This is a genomic window from Kluyvera sp. CRP (assembly GCF_019930565.1).
Classification (GTDB): domain Bacteria; phylum Pseudomonadota; class Gammaproteobacteria; order Enterobacterales; family Enterobacteriaceae; genus Kluyvera; species Kluyvera georgiana_A.
This window is the reverse complement of record NZ_CP082841.1, coordinates 2,252,092-2,269,774: the sequence shown is the minus strand read 5'-3', so window position 1 is coordinate 2,269,774 and position 17,683 is coordinate 2,252,092. Positions and strand designations below refer to the sequence as shown.

Below are 17,683 nucleotides of genomic sequence, written 5' to 3'. Positions count from 1 at the left end.
ACTGAACCGGGATGGTTCGAAAGCCTACCTATCAAGCAGCTTTCGATGCACTTTCACCACCGCTTTCTTTATCCCGGCGGGCGTCTCTCCCTGAATACCCGGTTTATGCGGCTCGCCGGGGAAAAACACCGCAAACATCCCTGCCTGCAACGTAACCGACTGCTGCCCCGCAATCTCATCACACAGTTGGTAATCGTCTTCGCGGTGCCATTCATCACACTGACGGGCACTGTCAACAAGCCCGAACTCGATGCGCTCTTCTCCCGCAAGCAGGATCTGCACATCAATATATTCCGCGTGCAGCTCAGCCCGTTTAGCGTGCGCAGGTTGCGTCATAAACTGCATCACGTTCATAAAAATATCTTCCCCCTGCAAAGCGTGACGGCCCGGCTCACAGCGTTGCGGGTCCGTCTTCAGGGCCAGGGTCAGCGCCGCGAGCAGCGGTGAAGGTAACCCGGCACGCTCAGGGCAACGAATATCGCCAAAAATCATATGATGTCCTCTTCTGCCAGCATTGCCGCGCCAAGTAACCCCGCGTCATGCTGATGATGGGCGGCGACAAGATGCGTGTGATAGGCCGCCGGTTCTCGCGCCAGATACCCGGCGACCAGGGATAAATAACCGTCCGCCAGACCGACGCTGCCGCCAAGAACCACGCATTCGCAGTCATAGCCGGCTTTCAGATCGGCAATCAGTCGCGCCACGGTTTGGGCCGAGCGCTCAATCAGGCACGTCGCCTGCGGATGCCCCTGCTGGTGTAGCGCATAGATTTGTTTCGCGGTCATGCCGTGGAGAGCGTCAACCGCCTGCGCGCTAATCCCGCGTCCAGAGGCAATCGCTTCCACACAACCGCGACGCCCGCAGCCGCAAAGCGGCCCGTGCGGGTCGGCCAGCGTATGACCGATATGCCCGGCCATCCCCTGACGGCCGGTGAGCAGCTTGCCATGACTGATGATGCCGCCGCCAACGCCTGTCGACACCGTGATAAACGCCATATCGCGAACCTCGCCCGGCAGCGCGCGATATTCCGCCCACGCCGCTGCCTGCGCATCATTCACCGCCAGACAGGGCAGCCCGGTCAGCTGAGCGAGGGTATCTACCAGCGGAAACTGCGCCAGGCCGCCAAGGTTATCCGGGTTGAGCGCCGTGAGGATGCCGTGACGGATGATGCCGGTTGAGGCTACCGCCACGCGCTGCGCCTGCCCGGCAAATGGCGCAATCAGCGAGCGCAGCGCCTCACGTAGCGCCTCCGGCGTGCGGCTGGCGGGCGTCGGTAAAATCCGGCGGTCGATAATCTGCTGTCGGGGATCGATAAGCGCCGCAGCGAGCTTGGTGCCGCCGATATCAATCGCCAGCGTGCTCATACCGCTTCCTCCACGATCGCGTCACGATACCACTGACAAATATGCTCAAGGCGCGTAATCGCCGAGCCGACGGTGACCGACCAGGCGCCGTGCCGCATGGCCTGTGCGGCCAGCGCCGGTGAGTTATAGCGGCCTTCGGCAATCACCCGGTAGCCTTTAGCGCTTAACGCCGCCACCAGCGCCAGATCGGGATCCTGCGGCACCACATCGGTGGTATAGCCGGAAAGCGTCGTGCCGATAATATCCGCGCCGAGGCGGTGACAGTCAGCGGCGTCCTGCTGCGAGGAACAGTCGGCCATCGCCAGGCGCTGATGATGATGAATCCGGGCAATAATTTCCGCGACCGCCGTCGGACGCACGCGGTCAGTGCCGTCAAAAGCAATGATATCGGCACCGGCCTGTACCAGCGCGTCTACATCGTCAAGGTAAGGGGTAATACGTACCGGGGAATCCGACAAATCACGTTTCACGATGCCAATAATCGGAACGCTAATCAGCGGGCGCGTCGCTTTCAGGTTTTCAATGCCTTCGATGCGGACAGCCACGGCCCCCGCCTGTACCGCCGCCAGCGCCATCGCCGCCACGATATCCGGTTTATCTAACGGGCTGCCGGGGACCGGCTGACAAGAAACAATAAGCCCACCCTGCTTTTGAATGCTTGTATCCAGATTCTCTAACAACGACATAAGTACATCCTTAACTTCAATTTGCGCCCGGCGCGTCCGGGCGCCTGTAATTAATGCTTACCGCAAACGGGAACCGATTTGTCTGTCTGACGGGTCAGCGCGCCGCTAAACGGCTTACCGTCGATGGCATCATGCGTGCGCAGTGCTTCCGGACGAATCCAGCGCTGCACGCGAGACGGCATATCCAGGCCAATCAGTAAAATCACCACGAACGTTAAACCAAAGGAGAGCGAACCCAACGCAGAGCCAAGGCTGAGATGCTGCGCCACCAGCGCGCCAATCACCGGCGCCGCCGCCCCGCCCAGCGCCCCGACGTTGTAGGTAAAGCCGAGGCCTGCCGCACGCTGGTCGGTATCGAAATAGCCGCCGATCAGCTTCGGCAGAATGCCGGCAATGCCCTGGCCTAGCATCTGCTGGAAGAACAGCAGGATACCCAGCCCCCAGATGCTGGAACCGCCGATGGCGAATACCGGGATAATCAGAATCTGCGAGGCTAGCAGGCTGTAAACGTAGGCTTTACGCGTTCCCAGCCAGTCGCCGAGGAAGCCGCCGACAATGCAGCCCACCGCTGCGCCAAAGCCGCTAAAGAACAGCACCTGCGCCACGGTCGCCGGGTTGTATCCCAGCTCGCTTTTGAGGTAGGTCGGCAGCAGCGCCTGAATCGGCCAGGAGTAGAGGAAAGCAAACAGCACTACGACCATCAGCATCACGCCGGTTGGCCAGCGTTTGCCGCTGCTTTGCACCATGAAGCTGACAAAAATCACCGTACACACCAGCGCCAGCAGCAGTACGATCGCCGGGTTATGCAGGTTGCCCGCAAAACAGAACCATAGCGCGGCGATAGCGGCGCAGCTCATCGCGATATTCAGCAGCCGCAGCTTGCCGCGATAAAGAATGTCGACCATCGTACGGACCGGTTTTTTATTCGCCTGACGCTCTTTCCAGTCTTCGGTTTCAGGAATATTTTTCCGCAGCCACAGCGCAAAAATAATCGGCAGAATGCCAATGAAAAACAGCGCGCGCCAGCCCCACAGAGGAACGATCAGACTGTAGACCTGCGCCGCCACCACCGCGCCGACGGAAAAGCCGGAAATCAGGAAGCCGCTGGCTTTATTACGAAGATGTTTTGGCCAGCTTTCAATCACATAGGTTGCGCTAGAACCGTACTCCCCCGCCATCCCCATACCGATAACCATACGGGCGATAAACATCGAGGTGTAACCCGGCGCCAGGCCACAGGCCAGCGTACCGACCGAGAAAAGAATAATACTGGTAACCATCGACAGACGACGACCGTAGCGATCGCCCATCGCCCCCAGCAGCAATCCGCCTAACCAGCGCGAAATAAACGCCGCGGAAATAATACTCGCCGCCTGTACGGTGGTGAGCTGGAACTCGCTCTGTACTTCCGTTAATACCAGGGCAATTAAGACAAAATCAAAACCATCAAGCAAATAGCCAAGCCATGCGGCTGAGAAAGCCCGCCACTGGGATTTATTAAGGTGTTTGTACCATGGAATGGCTTTTGTTATTCCACTCATGTTGCTCTCCTGTGATGAGCAAATTGCAATACCTACGTGCCTAAAGAGTGAGTGTGACACACCCAAATGAAGTAAAACTCCATTTAATAATTTTACAGGAAGCAAAACACCACAAGTGCATAGACTGAAATGTGTGAACACCATCATAGAGGTAAGCATGACGGAGGATAAAAAATCGATCTGCGTCACAACATGCCGTCGTCATCGGTACAGGTGTGCGCAAAATGGCGGCTATTACACGGTTTTTACACCGATTTTCTTGCCTGACCGCAGGCGCTGCCCCATCATTACCCACTCAGTCAGCGTGAAGAGCAGGAAGCAATGGAGAGTCCGAACTCACCGGTTAAGGCCGGAAAAATACTTGATACTCTGGGGGCGATGCAGAGTAGTCTGACCCGTGTGGGGCAGCGTATTGCCAACTACATCATGACGTCACCCCATAAGGTGACGCAGCTTTCCATTGCCGATCTTTCACAGGAGATCAACGCTGGCGAAGCGTCGGTGATCCGTTTCTGCCGCCTGCTGGGCTATAAGGGCTTTCAGAATTTCAAAATGGAGCTGGCCATTGAGCTGGCGATGGTTGACAGCGATGACAGCAGCACGCTGCTGGACGCTGAAGTGGTGGAAAACGATGACGCCCACACGATTGGTCTGAAGCTGCAAGGCGCGATTGCCAACGTGCTGTCCGAAACGCTGAATCTGCTGGATATGCGCCAGGTCGAACAGGTTGTCGATGCGCTGCACGCCTGCAACAGCGCCTATATTTTTGGCGTGGGCGCGTCCGGCGTCACCGCCGAAGATATGAAGCATAAGCTGATGCGTATCGGTATGCGCGTGGATGCGCTCACCAACAATCACTTTATGTACATGCAGGCTTCCCTGCTCAAACCGGGCGATGTCGCCGTCGGCATCAGCCATTCAGGCCACTCCCCGGAAACCACCCATGCGCTGCACCTTGCTAAAGAAGCGGGCGCGACCACCGTCGCGCTGACCCATAACCTGGGCTCACCGCTGAGCAAAGTCGCTGATTTTACGCTGATTAATGGTAATCGACAGGGGCGCCTGCAGGGTGACTCCATCGGAACCAAGACCGCGCAGCTGTTCGTGCTGGATCTCATCTACACCCTGCTGGTGCAGAAAGATCCGGAGCAGGCGAAGGCCAATAAACTGCGCACCATGGACGCCTTAACGGTTCCTCGTCAGGCCTAATTTAGTGCGGCCGATCACACTCTGATACTCTCGTTTTTCTCTATGGGTATCATTTGTCCGCAAAGTGGAGTTATGCTTCATTTTAACTTTTAGTTAAGAAGAAAAACACCACTTGAGGTTTACATGGAAAAGCTAACAGGTCTTATCGCTGCGCCGCACACCCCTTTCGACAGCCACGGTGAAGTAAACTATCCGGTCATTGATCAGATTGCCGAGCATCTTATTGGCCAGGGCGTGAAGGGCGTGTACGTTCTTGGCACCACCGGCGAGGGCATCCACTGCTCCGTTGCTGAACGTAAAAAGATCGCCGAGCGCTGGGTCGCGGCCAGCCACGGTAAGCTCAGCATTACGCTCCATACTGGCGCGCTGAGCATCGCCGACTCGCTGGATCTAAGCCGTCACGCGGAGACGTTAGATATTTTCGCCACCTCGGTGATTGGCCCCTGCTTCTTTAAACCGTCCAGCGTCGACGACCTGGTGGAATATTGCCGGCTTAACGCCGCCGCCGCGCCATCCAAGGGGTTCTACTACTATCACTCGGGAATGTCCGGGCTAAGCCTCGATATGGAACAGTTCCTGATTGCCGCTGCGGATAAAATCCCGAACCTGTCCGGTATGAAGTTTAACTCCAGCGACATGTACGAGTTCCAGCGTTGCCTGCGTGTTAACAACGGCCAGTTCGATATTCCCTTCGGCGTGGACGAATTTTTGCCGGCGGGGCTCGCCTGCGGAGCGATTGGCGCAGTAGGCAGTACCTATAACTATGCCGCACCGTTGTATCATCGCCTGATCGATAGCTTCAATCAGGGCAACCACCAGGACGTGGCGGCCTGCATGGACAAAGTGATCGCCATCATTCGCGTGCTGGTGCAGTACGGCGGCGTGGCGGCCGGGAAGCTGGCCATGCAGCTGCACGGTATCGACGTGGGCGACCCGCGCCGTCCGCTCCGCCCGATGACGGCGGAACAAAAGCAGGACGCGCTGGCGAAATTCCGTGCGGCTGAATTTCTTTAACGGTTACGGTCACCGCCTGTGCGGAGGCCGTGCGCGCTGAACCCTCACCCCGGCCCTCTCCCTGAAAGGGAGAGGGAGAAAACCCTGCATTAAGCCCACCAACTCTACCGTACAGTCCCTCTCCCCTTTCAGGAGAGGGCAAAACCCTGCATTAATCCCACCAACCGCACAGTACAGTCCCTCTCCCCTTTCAGGAGAGGGCAAAACCCTGCATTAATCTCACCAACCGCACCGTACAGTCCCCTCGCCCCTTTGGGGAGAGGGTTAGGGTGAGGGGGAGCCCCATCCCAACACCTGAAACCGATTTCATTACTGTACAAATACAAGACAGATCACACTTCTTTACATCTCACTTTGCATCCGACTAAGTGTTTCTATAAAAGAAACACTAACAACAATCATATGACGCCTCTTACCTTTTAAACCTTAAAATGATGAGAACACCTCTATGTCAGAACAACCGATAACAAGATCTGCCGCCCGCTCAACCGGTCGGGTACGCTTCTTTGTGCTAGGCCTGGTGTTTATTAATATTATTATCAACTACATGGACCGAACGAACCTCTCGGTCGCGGCCACGCAGATGTCCGGCGAGCTGCAGTTTACCCCGCTCCAGATGGGGCTTATCTTCTCCGCATTCGGCTGGATCTACGCCGCATTGCAGATCCCCGGCGGCTTTCTGATCGACCGTCTCGGTTCTCGCCTGGTCTACGGCGTGGGGCTGTTTATCTGGTCGTTGATTACCGCGCTGCACGCCGTCGCCAACAGCTTTGGCGCGCTGGTTGGCCTGCGTCTGGGCGTCGGGGCGTTTGAAGCGCCGGTGATGCCGTCAAACAACCGCGTGATCTCCAGCTGGTTCCCGGAGCAGGAACGCGCTACGGCGATCGGTATTTACTCTTCCGCCCAGTTTGTCGGCATGGCGCTGATGACCCCGGTGCTGTTTCATATTCAGGATCTCTTCGGCTGGCGCGGGCTGTTTCTGATCACCGGCGTGGTGGGGATGATTTGGGGCGTGTTGTGGTACTGCGTCTACCGCGATCCGCTGGATCACAAAACCGTATCGAAAGCCGAACTGGATCACCTGCGCGACGGCGGCGCGGTCATGGAAAGCCGCGAGAACGCCGCTAAGCGTCCGTTCAGCTGGCAGGATCTGGGGCTGATGTTTAAAAGCCGTAAGCTGATTGGCATCTACTTCGGCCAGTTTACCATCTCGGCCACCTTTTGGTTCTTCCTGACCTGGTTCCCGACCTATCTGGTGCAGTATCGCCATATGGACTTTATTAAGTCCGGCTACGTCGCCTCCGTCCCTTACCTCGCGGCGTTTGTCGGCGTGCTGCTGGCAGGGTTTGTATCAGACCGTCTGATTCGTCGTGGCGTCTCCGCCAGCTTTGCCCGTAAAGCACCGGTCATTCTGGGGATGGCGTTGACGCTGTTTATCCTTGGCGCCAACTACACCGATGACCCCACGCTGATCATCCTGTTTATGTCCATCGCCTTCTTCGGCAACGGTCTGGCGACAATTACCTGGGTGTTTGTGACAGCCCTCGCGCCGCGTCATCTGATTGGTCTGGCGGGCGGCGTCTTCAACTTTACCGGCGCGCTCTCTTCGATCGTCGTGCCAATCGCTATCGGCGCGCTGATCGACGGGCATAACTTCGCCCCAGCGCTCGGTTTTATCGCCGTACTGGCCTGTCTGGGGATCTGCTCTTATCTGTTCGTGGTCGGCAAGATTGACCTCGACAGCGACAACGCTACGCCGTCAGTCGGTCGCAAAGCGTGATGAGTTCGGCCAGCCGCGCGGCGGTCTGTTCCGGGATGGGATCATACATCCCGGCAAAAGCCAGCGCCGCCTTGTGTGAACCGAACTGAATCGGCCTGGCGAGAGAGACTTCGCCGTCGTCGTGCGGCCAGACCACATGGCCCAGCTGACGCTGCTGCTGAAGGTACGGCGCGATGCGCGCCATCTCTTCCGCGCTAAAGCGTTGGGCCAGCATCTCGTCGTCTTCGGCGGCGAGCAGCGCAATACCGATGACCGACTCGCAGGCCGGCATCATGTGAAAACCCGCCAGCGCCTGGCTGATATGGCTGCCGGGGCGGGAGTGGAAGATATAGATAACCTGGTCCTCCCACAGGACGCCCATCGCCACCACGATATCTTTCGGGGCGTAGGTTTCCAGCAGCGGGAGGGCTTTTGAAAACAGCGTTGAACCGCGGATCGCCTGTGCGGCCAGCGCGTGAATACCGGGCCCAGGCAGATAGCGGCGCTGCTCGTCCTGGGTGGTCAAGCCGATGGCCGCCATGGTCATCAGCAGACGGTTCACGCGGGTGGGGTTAATGCCCATCAGCCGCGCCAGCTCGCGACAACCGATAGCCCGATCGCTGGACACCAGATACTGCAGGCAGCGAATACCGTCGATAAGGCTTTGATTAGGTTGAGACGACATAGCGGGATCCCGTTTTTTTAAAGACTATTATTTTATCGCCAGAAAGGCAGGAATTACAATTTATGCAAATTTTCCAGCAAACCCATGAACGTGATTTTCCCCACCAGACCCTACGCACCGATCTGCTGGTCGCCGGCGGCGGCCTGGCCGGGCTATGTGCCGCGCTCGCTGCCGCCCGCGACGGTTTGCAGGTCGTACTGGTGCAGGACCGACCGGTGCTTGGGGGCAACGCCTCCAGCGAAGTGCGCCTGTGGGCCAACGGCGCAACGTCGCACATGGGTAACAATAACCGCTGGTCGCGTGAAGGCGGTATTATGGGCGAGATTCTCGAAGAGAACCTGTGGCGCAATAAAGAAGGCAACCCGATGATGTTCGACCTGCTGCTGCTGGATTTAGCGCAGCGCGAAAAGAACCTCACCCTATTGCTGAACACCGCCATTTACGCCGTTGAGCGCGAAGGCCAGCGCATTACCGAAGCCACCGGCTTTAACGCCGTCAATGAGACCTTCTATCACATTCAGGCCGCGCAGTTCTGCGACGCCACCGGCGACGGCGTGCTGGGCCATCTGGCGGGCGCAGAGTACCGCGTCGGCGCGGAAGACGCTGAAGAACTGGGCGAAAAAATGGCCCCCGGCGATAACTTCGGCCACAAGCTCGGCCACTCTATCTATTTCTACACCCGCAAAAGCAGCGGGCCGGTGAAGTTCGTGCCGCCCTCTTTCGCCTTGCAGGACATTGAAGCTATTCCGCGCTACAAGCGTCTGACCTCAACGCTAAACGGCTGCGATTTGTGGTGGCTGGAATGGGGCGGACGCCTTGATACCATCCACGACAGCGAGCAGATCAAATGGGAGCTGTGGAAGATTGTCTGGGGCGTCTGGAACTACATTAAAAACTCCGGTGAATTCCCGGAAGCCGAGAACCTGACCATCGAGTGGGTCGGTTCGATTCCAGGCAAACGCGAGAGCCGCCGCTTTATCGGCGACCATCTGCTGTGCCAGCAGGACATCATCGAGCAGCGTGACTACTACGACGCGGTGGGCTACGGCGGCTGGTCTATCGACCTGCACCCGGCGGACGGCGTCTATAGCAAACATGACGGCTGCCGCCAGTTCCACAGCAAAGGCACCTACACCATTCCGTATCGCAGCCTCTACAGCCGTTCGCTGGATAACCTGTTCCTGACCGGCCGCCTGATTTCCGCCTCTCACGTCGCCTTCGGCAGCGCCCGTGTGATGTGTACCTGCGGTCTGCTGGGTGAAGTGGTGGGCCGCGCGGCCGCGCTCTGTCAGCAGCATCAGCTCAGCGCGCCGCAGCTGGCGGAAGCCAAACACATCGACAAACTCCAGCAGCATCTCCAGCAAACCGGTTGTTACATTCCGCGTCAGCATCTGCGCGACCCGGCGCGCGGCGCGCGCGTGAGCGCCAGCAGCGAACTGGCGCTGACCGCCCTCCCCGCCAGCGGCCGCTGGATGGCGCTGGAAGAACGCATGGCGCTGCTGCTGCCGGTCAAAGCCGGTGAAGCGCTGCCGGCTCTGCGCTTTACCCTGCGCGCCGCCAGCGCACAGCCGGTAAACATCAGCCTGTTGAGCAGCCAGAAGGCCGCCAACTATTGTGCTGACACCTTGCTCGACGAACGGACGTTAACGGTGCAGGAAGCCGGGGAATATCTCGTTGAGTTTGGCTGGCAGAGCGACGTTGACCGCTATCTGTTTATCGCCTTCGAGCGCAACAGCGAGGTGGAGATGGCGCTAAGCGACGTGGCGCTGCCGGGTATCATGACGGTATTCAACAGCCAGAACGCCCGCGTGGCCAAGCACCCGCGTCAGGTGGTGGACGGGGATTACGGCGTCGAGGCGTTTGATTTCTGGGTGCCGCGCCGTCGCCCGCACCAGATAATGCCCGCAATCCAGTTCGCCGCGCCGCTGCGCTGCTACAACGTGCAAAACCTGCTGAACGGCCGTCTGCGCCCGGAACAACAGATTAATGGCTGGGCACCCGCGCTGGACGACGCCGCGCCGCGCCTGACCTGGCAGTGGGACACGCCGCAAACCGTGCAGTCGCTGACGCTGATGCTGGACAACGACTTTGATAACGCGATGGAAACCGTACAGATGGGCCACGCAGAGGCGGTCACGCCGCATTGCACCACCCACTATCGGCTGTGGGCCGACGATACGCTGATTGCCGAAGTGAGCGACAACCGTCACTCGGTGTGCCAGCACGCGCTGGAAGCACCGCGCACAGTGTCAAAAATCACCCTTGAGCTGGTGAAATCGGCGGGGGGCGTGCCCGCGGTTTATTCGCTTAACATCATGTAATACCAGCCCCAATTCCAACCGCATTGCGCGGGCTCTCTCCCCTGCGGGGGAGAGGGAATAAGTTGACTCACTAACGCAATACGCTTCTCAATCTCCTCCGCCGTTTCCGCCAGGTTAAACGAGTTCTGCCTTTTATCATTTAACGCCAGAATTCTTTTTTCACTGTCATAACCTGTCAGAGACCTGCTCTACCTTGTGGTATCGCTCCATAAAAGAACACCCGCTTGATCTTAAGTTTTGGGTATTCCGGCCGTTAATAATGTTTAAAGGGCGAGTAAAAGGGCGCGGGCAGGACCGTCTGCGTAATGATTTTCTGAATCACACTTTTCAGGATCATAATGAAAAAGAGCTCCGGAAAAAAGAACAGGCTACTGATAGAAAGAGTATGCGAAACGTTTAGCGCACTTTATCAGGGTTCTATTATTGATAAAGATTGGCTCTGTTCCCATTTTGATATTGCCGAGCGCACGGCCTATCGGGATTTAGCCAGACTATCCCCGCTGCTGGATGATATGGGTAACGGACGTTTTAAGCTTAGCAGTCATCTTATTCCTTCACTCCACTCCGGTCATCTGGCGGAATTTGCCCACTTCGCGGGCGTATCGCAACTTTTCCCGCAGACTGATGGGAAGTCGCTCCGTAATCGAATGAAAAAATCGGATAACATAGAAATCGTCGGAATAAAAAGCAGAGATAATAAATCACTTAGCAAACTATTCGACCATCTTGATAAAGCTATAACCGCACGATGTATAGTCACCTTCAGCTATCGCGAGAAACCACGCCGCGTACAGCCTTATAAACTCATTAATCACTACGGTTTGTGGTATCTGGCAGGCGTTGACGATGGCCGACTTAAAGCCTTTGAGCTGGCGCGCATTGGCGACTTTTCACTGTCGGAGACGAGTTTCAGTCCAACCGATGACGTGATAGCTGAGCTCAATAACGCAAGCGGGATTCGCTTTGGCCAGGGTATCCAGGCGACACTGTGGGTCTCTGCTCATGCCGCGCAGTTTGTCACGCGCCGGCCACTGTTTCCTGAGCAACGCATTGTCGAAAAACACCCAAATAACAGTCTGAATATCACCTGCGTTGTTAACGACAAGGATACCCTATTTCGCTGGCTACGCTATTGGATGCCGGATATCCACATTACAGCACCCGCAGCGCTTAAAGACGATTTTGTTAAAGACTTTCACTCGCGTATCGCCACGGCCAACGTTGCTAACGTTACCGAGGCATCTTCTTAATCGCCTGTTAACCGAATGAGAAACGAACTTATGGTTGATTTAACACAGTCTCAGCACACACAGCTATTACATAAAGCAGATGCTTTACTCGCCCAGAATAGTACTGCGGGTAAGCCCGTGGTTGTCGCATGGGGATTAATGAACGCGGGCAAAAGTTATCTTTTAAATATGTTAACCGATCATCTCCAGAGCGAGTGTTTTCGGACAAATGACGTCCGCGAAACGGCGGAGCTGAAAGAATTCGAAACCAAAGACTTTATATTCCTCGACACGCCAGGGCTGGATGCAAATAGCAGCGACGACTTGATTGCCGGAGAGGGTGCGGCAAAAGCGGACATCGTCCTGTTTGTTCATCAGCCGCAAGGGGAACTGGAGAAAATGGAAATCGATTTTCTTCGCGAAATGAAAGCGTCGTTTGGCGAGTATGCCGAGCAAAATATCATTCTGGTTCTTAGCAAATCAGATGTTGAATCGCCTGAGAAGATTGAAGAGATCAGGCAACGGATGCTCGAACAATGTCGCGATATCCTGGGATTCAATCCCCGATGCTTCGCCCTCTCCGGCTCGCGTTTTCATGCAGGAATGCTGCAGAAGAAAGAAGGCCTGGTGCGCGCCAGCCATCTCAATGACTTAACAACAACGCTGCATACACTAAATCGGGATGCCCACGCCGTGAAACAAGAACGCCAACGCCTGGCGATAGAGACGCTGCTTGAGGAAATAACCAGGGCCCAGCACACCATTCGTAAGCAACGGCTGCAAACGCAAAAAACCATCCGCATTGCGCTTGAGCCATTCGACCTGGCAATGAATGACTTTCGTGAATTAATGGCGACTCAACTCAGTAAATTCCCGGCTGCGTAAGGAGAAAACACATGGCATTACCCTGGTTAATTGGCGCCGCCGTCCTCGGCATTGGTGCAATCATCGCGTCATCCGGCGACGACAGCAGCTCAAACAACAATGGCGATGATGAAGAACGCCGTCGTAGAGAACGGGCCGAACGTGAACGACGAGAGCGAGAAATCAACGAACAGCGCCAAACCATTAAAGAAACACTGCTGAACGAAGGAGAAAAACGATCGGCTGATTTTCAACAGCTGTTATCCGGCTGTTTTAACGCCGAGTATCAGAGCCAGCCGCCGTTTAAGGCGAAAATCCTCGAAACGGGAACGCAATATAAACGCATTATCGCCGAGTACTACACTGACGCTCAGCAACTGTCCCTATTGTATGAAAAAACGCGTGAAAACCTGAACGAGTTTGAAGCCTGCTATGACGTTAAGCTCAGTATGACGGCAGACCTACGTGAGAAAGTTAACGCATACGCCCAGGGTCAACGTCAATTGGATGAATTGCAGCAGTATCGCAGCAAACTGGAAGCACGCCTCCAGAAACTCAAAAGCTAAGCGAGCAGGGATAAAAACATGCACAACGAGATGCTACGTGAGGAACTCCTCGCCTCTTTTCAACAGCTGCAAAATCAGTTCAATTCTTCCCTGGAAGAGGCGAAAGCATTGGATCGCGAATTTGCGAGTCGCTATCAGCAATTTAAACACAACCTCTCCGGCCAATTGGCTGAAGCACGCGCAAAGCTGCCAAAAACCAGCCCGCTGAGCCAGTCGCTCACGGAGTTTATCAGCGGGCTGGAAAAGCAAGATAGCGCATGGAAAGCAAAACTCGAAAGCCAGGATAAGGGGCTGAGTTTCCGCAAAAACTTCGAAGACTCTTTATTGGTCTACGTGTACGGCAAGGTCAAATCAGGTAAAAGTTCGCTGGGCAATTATATGGCCTGGGGATACACCGATCCCACCGAGCAGCAGCAACAGCAGCATGGTCAGAGCCCTCTGGAGTATAAATCCTACGAAAACTCCGACGCGGAAAATGGCGACGCTCGCCATGAAGCCGAACGTCGGGAGAAGTTTCGCGTAGGCGCTACAGAAGCCACCAGCTCGATCCAGAGCTTCCGTCTACCGGGGCTAACGTGGGTCGATTCGCCGGGCCTGCACTCTGTTCGCATGCAAAACGGCGCTCTCGCCAGAGAACATGCCGATCATGCGGATCTTATCCTCTATACGATGAAATCCGACGCGCCCGGCCGGGCCAGCGATCTGGCAGAGATCCGCACGCTGTGCAGCAAAGAAAAAAATATCATGCTGTTGCTGACCGGTAGCGACAAAAAAGAACACGACTGGGATGAGGAAAATGATGTATTTCTCGACCGTCTGGTAATGAAACCGGCGAGCGATCGCCAACTGCAATGTGAATACGTCAAAAAAGAACTTATTGCCGCCGAACTGGATGCTGACAACATCGAAATTCTCTCTGTGTCTGCACGCTATGCCGAGCATAACGCGAATGATGCTGCCAGCATTCGTGAAAGCGGCATGGGACAATTGTTCTCCACCCTGTACCGTATTTCGCAAGAGAAAGGGGTACGGATGAAGCGGGCTGTTCCAATCCGTAACTTCACCCACTTCCTCAACAGTTGTATCAAAGAGGTTGAACAATACCGTACGCTGACGGGCAAATTCAGCCTGCTTGTTGCGGAGATGAAAACCCGAACCGACCAACAAATGCGACCGGCCATTCTTGAAGCACAGTCCACGATGCGCAGGAATATTGAGGCGCAATTCAATGCGTTGACCGCGCATCGTGACAGCAAGGATCGGATCAACAACGCGCTGACAGCAGCTAAACACACGTGGGATGACGAAGCGGAGACGCTGATTACGCAAGCGCTGGATCGCATTTTAAGCGATGTGATGACCAACTTTAAATCGAAAGTGGTAGCAACCTGGACCGCATCTGAACTCAAGCTACCTGAGTTTTCCGTCCAGACGATCACCGAGAACATTCCGGATGGCTACATCAAAAGTACCCGGGGCCGTCGAAGCGGCATTGGCGCAGCACTCGGCGGTATTGCCGGTAGCTTCCTGGGGCCACTGGGCACCGTTGCCGGAGCAAGCCTTGGAGGGGCGCTCGGCGCCGCGGCGGGAAGCAGCGCCAGAGTCAGCACGCGTTCAATTGAGATTGCTATAGGCGATAACCTGAACGCTCTGCATGTCCAGGTTCAGAGTCTGTATAACGATGTCGTTGGCAAAGAAATTGAACATCGCGTTAATACGCTGCTCAGCACACTACTCATCGATATGAGTGATGCCTGCACAGAAATCAATAATGAAATCAGTAACTTCAAAGCTGCACTGGTGAAGCTCCAGGCAACCGCAAAAGATAAATTAATCAGCGAAGAGGGCTAACGCTATGGAAATCACCGCCTCTGCACTATTCAACGCCTATGACCGCACCGTTGAGCTGGTCAAGCAGCATCCCGCATTGGCCGCCGATTTTGCCAACGTACAGCGTCAGTTTGACGACAAACGCCGCCAGCCGGATGCTAGCATTATGGTGTATGGCGTTTACAACGCGGGTAAAAGCACGCTCATCAATGCGCTTATCGGCGATAACGTGGCGAAAACCGGCGATATTCCACTCACCGACAGCGTCGACGCTTACTCCTGGGGCAATATCCGGATTTTCGATACCCCAGGCGTTGATGCGCCCCTGGCGCATGAACAAGTGACGCGCGAGCAAATGCTCGCTGCCGATGCGATTATTTTTGTCGTTAATCCCTCCGGGGCCGCGGAAGAAGAGAAAACCCTTCAGGTGTTGGTCAATATCTTACAGGCCAAAAAAAAGCTGTTTCTGGTGCTGAACGACAAAGACAATATGGATATTGAGGTCCTGACGCGGCTCAAAAATGATATCCGTATTCGTCTACAAACGTTAGCGGAAGCACGCGGTATGCAGGAAGTCTTGCATGATATTCCGATCCTGCGCGTGAATGCAGAAATGGCGCTTAAGGCAAAGCTCGCCAACAAGTCGGGGTTACTCCAGGTGAGCGAATTTCCTGCCTTTGAAACGGCACTGACGACATTTATCGCAGGGATCGATACGCAGCATATCAATCGCCGCCTGGCCGCCACGCTATACCAGTTTCTGGACGGCGTACTCCAATCTCTTGATAAACAAACCACTAGCGAAACCGTGCGCAGCTTTGATGCCTTAATCAAAAGCATCGTAGAGCAGCAATATACGTGTAGAAAAACCCTGATGGCTGAAATCAAGCGCCAGAGCGAAGAAATGTACTACGGCAGTAAAGCCGCCCTGCGTCAGGGAGCGGGAAATGCGCAGCAGAAGATTGAAGCCATCTTTAATCAGGCCTGCGAGCGCATCGACACGTTACAGCGACAGGAGATCGAGTATCTGGTGACGCGCTTCAAACGCGATCTGGATCATCTCGAAACAGTTATCTGGGAGCAGGCGAAAACGCATCAGGATGTTCCACACATGCCAGAGGAGCAGGTCTATAAGGACACTGAACGTACGGATGAGCCCAACGCCATTAACGCCGATATGGTTAGCAATGCGGTCACAACGCTGGGATCGCTGGCCAAACCGGAGCACATCGTATCAGGCCTGAAGCTGGTAAAAGAGTGGGCCCCCTCGCTGATGAAAGGCATTGGGACCAAAACCATGGAAAAATGGGGCGCTGCTGTCATTGGCAAATGGATTCCTTACGTTGGGCCAGCGGTCACCGTGATCGGCTCACTCTGGGATATTTTCGCTGAGGATAGCGAAACCAAAAGAGCACGTGAGCAGAGCGAGCAGTATCGACGGGAATGGGAACGCTATCAGCAGGAAGTTGAAGATTTTGCCCGTACCACGGCGGCACAGTTTGAATCTTCGGCCATCAAGCAAATGAACAGCTCGCTCGACCCCTGGTTTAAAACGCTGCTGGAGGAGCTCAACGCATCGCGTGATATCGCCAGCCAGCAAGACCGGGCCATCAGCGACACCGTACTCGCCACCCAACAGCTTGCCTCAGAGCTGAAGGCTTACGCGTGACGCTCTCGCCATTTCCCTGTAACGCCTGCGGAAAATGTTGTCGCAGGGTTCATGCCAGCGAGCAAACCGCATTCCTCGATCGCGGGGATGGGGTTTGCCGCCACTTTGTCGAAGAGACGCACCTGTGCGCTATCTACGACATCCGTCCACTGGTGTGCCGTGTGGAAGATTACTACCGCGCTAATTTACAGGACGTCATCGAGTGGGATGCGTTCGTCAAGCTGAACGTGGCGATTTGCGAGAAGCTCTAAATCGCGACCAGTTGTCTGACGCCCTGCGCTTCCATGTCTTCACCGTGCCCACGTTGAATAATTGTGCCGCGCGACATCACCAGATAATTGTCCGCCAGTTCGGCGGCAAAATCATAAAATTGCTCAACCAGCAGAATCGCCATATCACCGCGATTGGCGAGACTGCGGATCACGGCGCCAATTTCTTTTATCACGGAAGGCTGAATACCTTCCGTCGGCTCATCGAGAATAAGTAATGACGGCTGACAGGCCAACGCACGGCCGATGGCTAACTGCTGCTGCTGGCCGCCGGAGAGATCGCCGCCGCGTCGCTGCTTCATTTCGCGCAGCACCGGAAACAGCGCGTAGATCTCTTCCGGTACCCCCTTCGCCTGGCTGCCGGAGAAGCGTGATAACCCCATCAGCAAATTTTCTTCAACCGTCAGACGCGGGAAAATCTCGCGCCCCTGCGGCACGTAGGCAATCCCCTGCTGCACCCGCTGATGCGGTTTACTGGCGTTAATCAGCTTTCCCTGCCAGTGAATGGTGCCGGACTTTGCCGGAATCAGCCCCATCAGACATTTCAGCAGCGTGGTTTTCCCCACGCCGTTGCGCCCCAACAGGCAGGTGATTTCACCGGGCGTGGTGTCAAAAGAGAGGCCGCGCAAAATGTGGCTGCCGCCGTAATACTGATTTAAATCATTAACCTGTAACAT

The 17,683-nt window shown here is 55.7% G+C and carries 16 protein-coding genes; 10 read left to right on the top strand and 6 right to left on the bottom strand.

From position 1 onward, the window contains the following. Positions 1-24: 24 nt before the first annotated feature. From nanQ to K7B04_RS10625, 4 genes are read right to left on the bottom strand one after another with little or no spacing between them, the layout of a single operon-like run. Positions 25-492: an N-acetylneuraminate anomerase gene (gene nanQ / locus K7B04_RS10640; RefSeq protein WP_223803990.1), complete on the bottom strand. Its 468-nt coding sequence runs from the start codon at positions 490-492 to the stop codon at positions 25-27. After that, on the bottom strand, positions 489-1,364 hold the full coding sequence (locus tag K7B04_RS10635) for an N-acetylmannosamine kinase (RefSeq protein WP_223803989.1): 876 nt from the start codon (positions 1,362-1,364) through the stop codon (positions 489-491). Before K7B04_RS10635 ends, nanQ begins: the two co-directional genes overlap by 4 nt. After that, the gene (locus K7B04_RS10630) at positions 1,361-2,050 is read right to left on the bottom strand and encodes an N-acetylmannosamine-6-phosphate 2-epimerase (RefSeq protein ID WP_223803988.1); all 690 of its coding nucleotides are present in this window, start codon (positions 2,048-2,050) and stop codon (positions 1,361-1,363) included. Before K7B04_RS10630 ends, K7B04_RS10635 begins: the two co-directional genes overlap by 4 nt. A gap of 50 nt (positions 2,051-2,100) precedes the next feature. Beyond that, on the bottom strand, positions 2,101-3,591 hold the full coding sequence (locus K7B04_RS10625; RefSeq protein ID WP_167576609.1) for an MFS transporter: 1,491 nt from the start codon (positions 3,589-3,591) through the stop codon (positions 2,101-2,103). A 321-nt stretch (positions 3,592-3,912) separates the two neighbouring features. On the opposite strand from K7B04_RS10625, the gene K7B04_RS10620 reads away from it, so the two are divergent. From K7B04_RS10620 to K7B04_RS10610, 3 genes are all read left to right on the top strand, one after another. After that, positions 3,913-4,800 (top strand): MurR/RpiR family transcriptional regulator, encoded by an 888-nt coding sequence (locus K7B04_RS10620; protein WP_163447182.1) that lies wholly within the window; start codon positions 3,913-3,915, stop codon positions 4,798-4,800. A gap of 123 nt (positions 4,801-4,923) precedes the next feature. Continuing rightward, on the top strand, positions 4,924-5,814 hold the full coding sequence (locus K7B04_RS10615) for a dihydrodipicolinate synthase family protein (RefSeq protein ID WP_223803987.1): 891 nt from the start codon (positions 4,924-4,926) through the stop codon (positions 5,812-5,814). A 448-nt stretch (positions 5,815-6,262) separates the two neighbouring features. Beyond that, a complete protein-coding gene (locus K7B04_RS10610; protein WP_163447180.1) occupies positions 6,263-7,594 on the top strand; it encodes an MFS transporter in 1,332 nt (443 codons plus the stop codon). On the opposite strand, the gene K7B04_RS10605 is transcribed toward K7B04_RS10610, so the two are convergent. Continuing rightward, positions 7,566-8,258 (bottom strand): IclR family transcriptional regulator, encoded by a 693-nt coding sequence (locus tag K7B04_RS10605; RefSeq protein WP_223803986.1) that lies wholly within the window; start codon positions 8,256-8,258, stop codon positions 7,566-7,568. The genes K7B04_RS10610 and K7B04_RS10605 overlap by 29 nt on opposite strands. 62 nt (positions 8,259-8,320) lie before the next feature. On the opposite strand from K7B04_RS10605, the gene K7B04_RS10600 reads away from it, so the two are divergent. The 7 genes from K7B04_RS10600 (at position 8,321) to K7B04_RS10570 (ending at position 16,988) form a co-directional block, all read left to right on the top strand. Next, a complete protein-coding gene (locus tag K7B04_RS10600; protein ID WP_223803985.1) occupies positions 8,321-10,579 on the top strand; it encodes an FAD-dependent oxidoreductase in 2,259 nt (752 codons plus the stop codon). Positions 10,580-10,917: 338 nt separating this feature from the next. After that, positions 10,918-11,829, top strand: a complete 912-nt coding sequence (locus tag K7B04_RS10595) for a WYL domain-containing protein (RefSeq protein WP_163447175.1) — start codon at positions 10,918-10,920, stop codon at positions 11,827-11,829. 30 nt (positions 11,830-11,859) lie between these two features. Further along, positions 11,860-12,693, top strand: coding sequence for a GTPase (locus K7B04_RS10590; RefSeq protein ID WP_163447173.1), 834 nt, complete (start codon positions 11,860-11,862; stop codon positions 12,691-12,693). An 11-nt stretch (positions 12,694-12,704) separates the two neighbouring features. Next, positions 12,705-13,238 carry a hypothetical protein gene (locus tag K7B04_RS10585; protein WP_163447171.1) on the top strand — a complete coding sequence of 178 codons (534 nt, stop codon included), beginning with the start codon at positions 12,705-12,707 and terminating at the stop codon, positions 13,236-13,238. A gap of 18 nt (positions 13,239-13,256) precedes the next feature. Beyond that, positions 13,257-15,089 carry a dynamin family protein gene (locus K7B04_RS10580; protein WP_223803984.1) on the top strand — a complete coding sequence of 611 codons (1,833 nt, stop codon included), beginning with the start codon at positions 13,257-13,259 and terminating at the stop codon, positions 15,087-15,089. Between the two features lie 4 nt (positions 15,090-15,093). Then, positions 15,094-16,737 (top strand): GTPase, encoded by a 1,644-nt coding sequence (locus K7B04_RS10575; protein ID WP_163447167.1) that lies wholly within the window; start codon positions 15,094-15,096, stop codon positions 16,735-16,737. Continuing rightward, entirely contained in the window at positions 16,734-16,988 is a 255-nt protein-coding gene (locus K7B04_RS10570) for a YkgJ family cysteine cluster protein (RefSeq protein WP_163447165.1), read from the top strand. Before K7B04_RS10575 ends, K7B04_RS10570 begins: the two co-directional genes overlap by 4 nt. Here the strand turns inward: K7B04_RS10570 and urtE are convergent. Continuing rightward, a complete protein-coding gene (urtE, locus tag K7B04_RS10565; RefSeq protein ID WP_163447163.1) occupies positions 16,985-17,683 on the bottom strand; it encodes an urea ABC transporter ATP-binding subunit UrtE in 699 nt (232 codons plus the stop codon). The genes K7B04_RS10570 and urtE overlap by 4 nt on opposite strands.

Excerpts from the sequence above, each read along its gene's own strand:
- nanQ (WP_223803990.1), bottom strand. The coding sequence starts at position 492 with ATGATTTTTGGCGATATTCGTTGCCCTGAGCGTGCCGGGTTACCTTCA.
- K7B04_RS10635 (WP_223803989.1), bottom strand. The coding sequence starts at position 1,364 with ATGAGCACGCTGGCGATTGATATCGGCGGCACCAAGCTCGCTGCGGCG.
- K7B04_RS10630 (WP_223803988.1), bottom strand. The coding sequence starts at position 2,050 with ATGTCGTTGTTAGAGAATCTGGATACAAGCATTCAAAAGCAGGGTGGG.
- K7B04_RS10625 (WP_167576609.1), bottom strand. The coding sequence starts at position 3,591 with ATGAGTGGAATAACAAAAGCCATTCCATGGTACAAACACCTTAATAAA.
- K7B04_RS10620 (WP_163447182.1), top strand. The coding sequence starts at position 3,913 with ATGGAGAGTCCGAACTCACCGGTTAAGGCCGGAAAAATACTTGATACT.
- K7B04_RS10615 (WP_223803987.1), top strand. The coding sequence starts at position 4,924 with ATGGAAAAGCTAACAGGTCTTATCGCTGCGCCGCACACCCCTTTCGAC.
- K7B04_RS10610 (WP_163447180.1), top strand. The coding sequence starts at position 6,263 with ATGTCAGAACAACCGATAACAAGATCTGCCGCCCGCTCAACCGGTCGG.
- K7B04_RS10605 (WP_223803986.1), bottom strand. The coding sequence starts at position 8,258 with ATGTCGTCTCAACCTAATCAAAGCCTTATCGACGGTATTCGCTGCCTG.
- K7B04_RS10600 (WP_223803985.1), top strand. The coding sequence starts at position 8,321 with ATGCAAATTTTCCAGCAAACCCATGAACGTGATTTTCCCCACCAGACC.
- K7B04_RS10595 (WP_163447175.1), top strand. The coding sequence starts at position 10,918 with ATGAAAAAGAGCTCCGGAAAAAAGAACAGGCTACTGATAGAAAGAGTA.
- K7B04_RS10590 (WP_163447173.1), top strand. The coding sequence starts at position 11,860 with ATGGTTGATTTAACACAGTCTCAGCACACACAGCTATTACATAAAGCA.
- K7B04_RS10585 (WP_163447171.1), top strand. The coding sequence starts at position 12,705 with ATGGCATTACCCTGGTTAATTGGCGCCGCCGTCCTCGGCATTGGTGCA.
- K7B04_RS10580 (WP_223803984.1), top strand. The coding sequence starts at position 13,257 with ATGCACAACGAGATGCTACGTGAGGAACTCCTCGCCTCTTTTCAACAG.
- K7B04_RS10575 (WP_163447167.1), top strand. The coding sequence starts at position 15,094 with ATGGAAATCACCGCCTCTGCACTATTCAACGCCTATGACCGCACCGTT.
- urtE (WP_163447163.1), bottom strand. The coding sequence starts at position 17,683 with ATGTTACAGGTTAATGATTTAAATCAGTATTACGGCGGCAGCCACATT.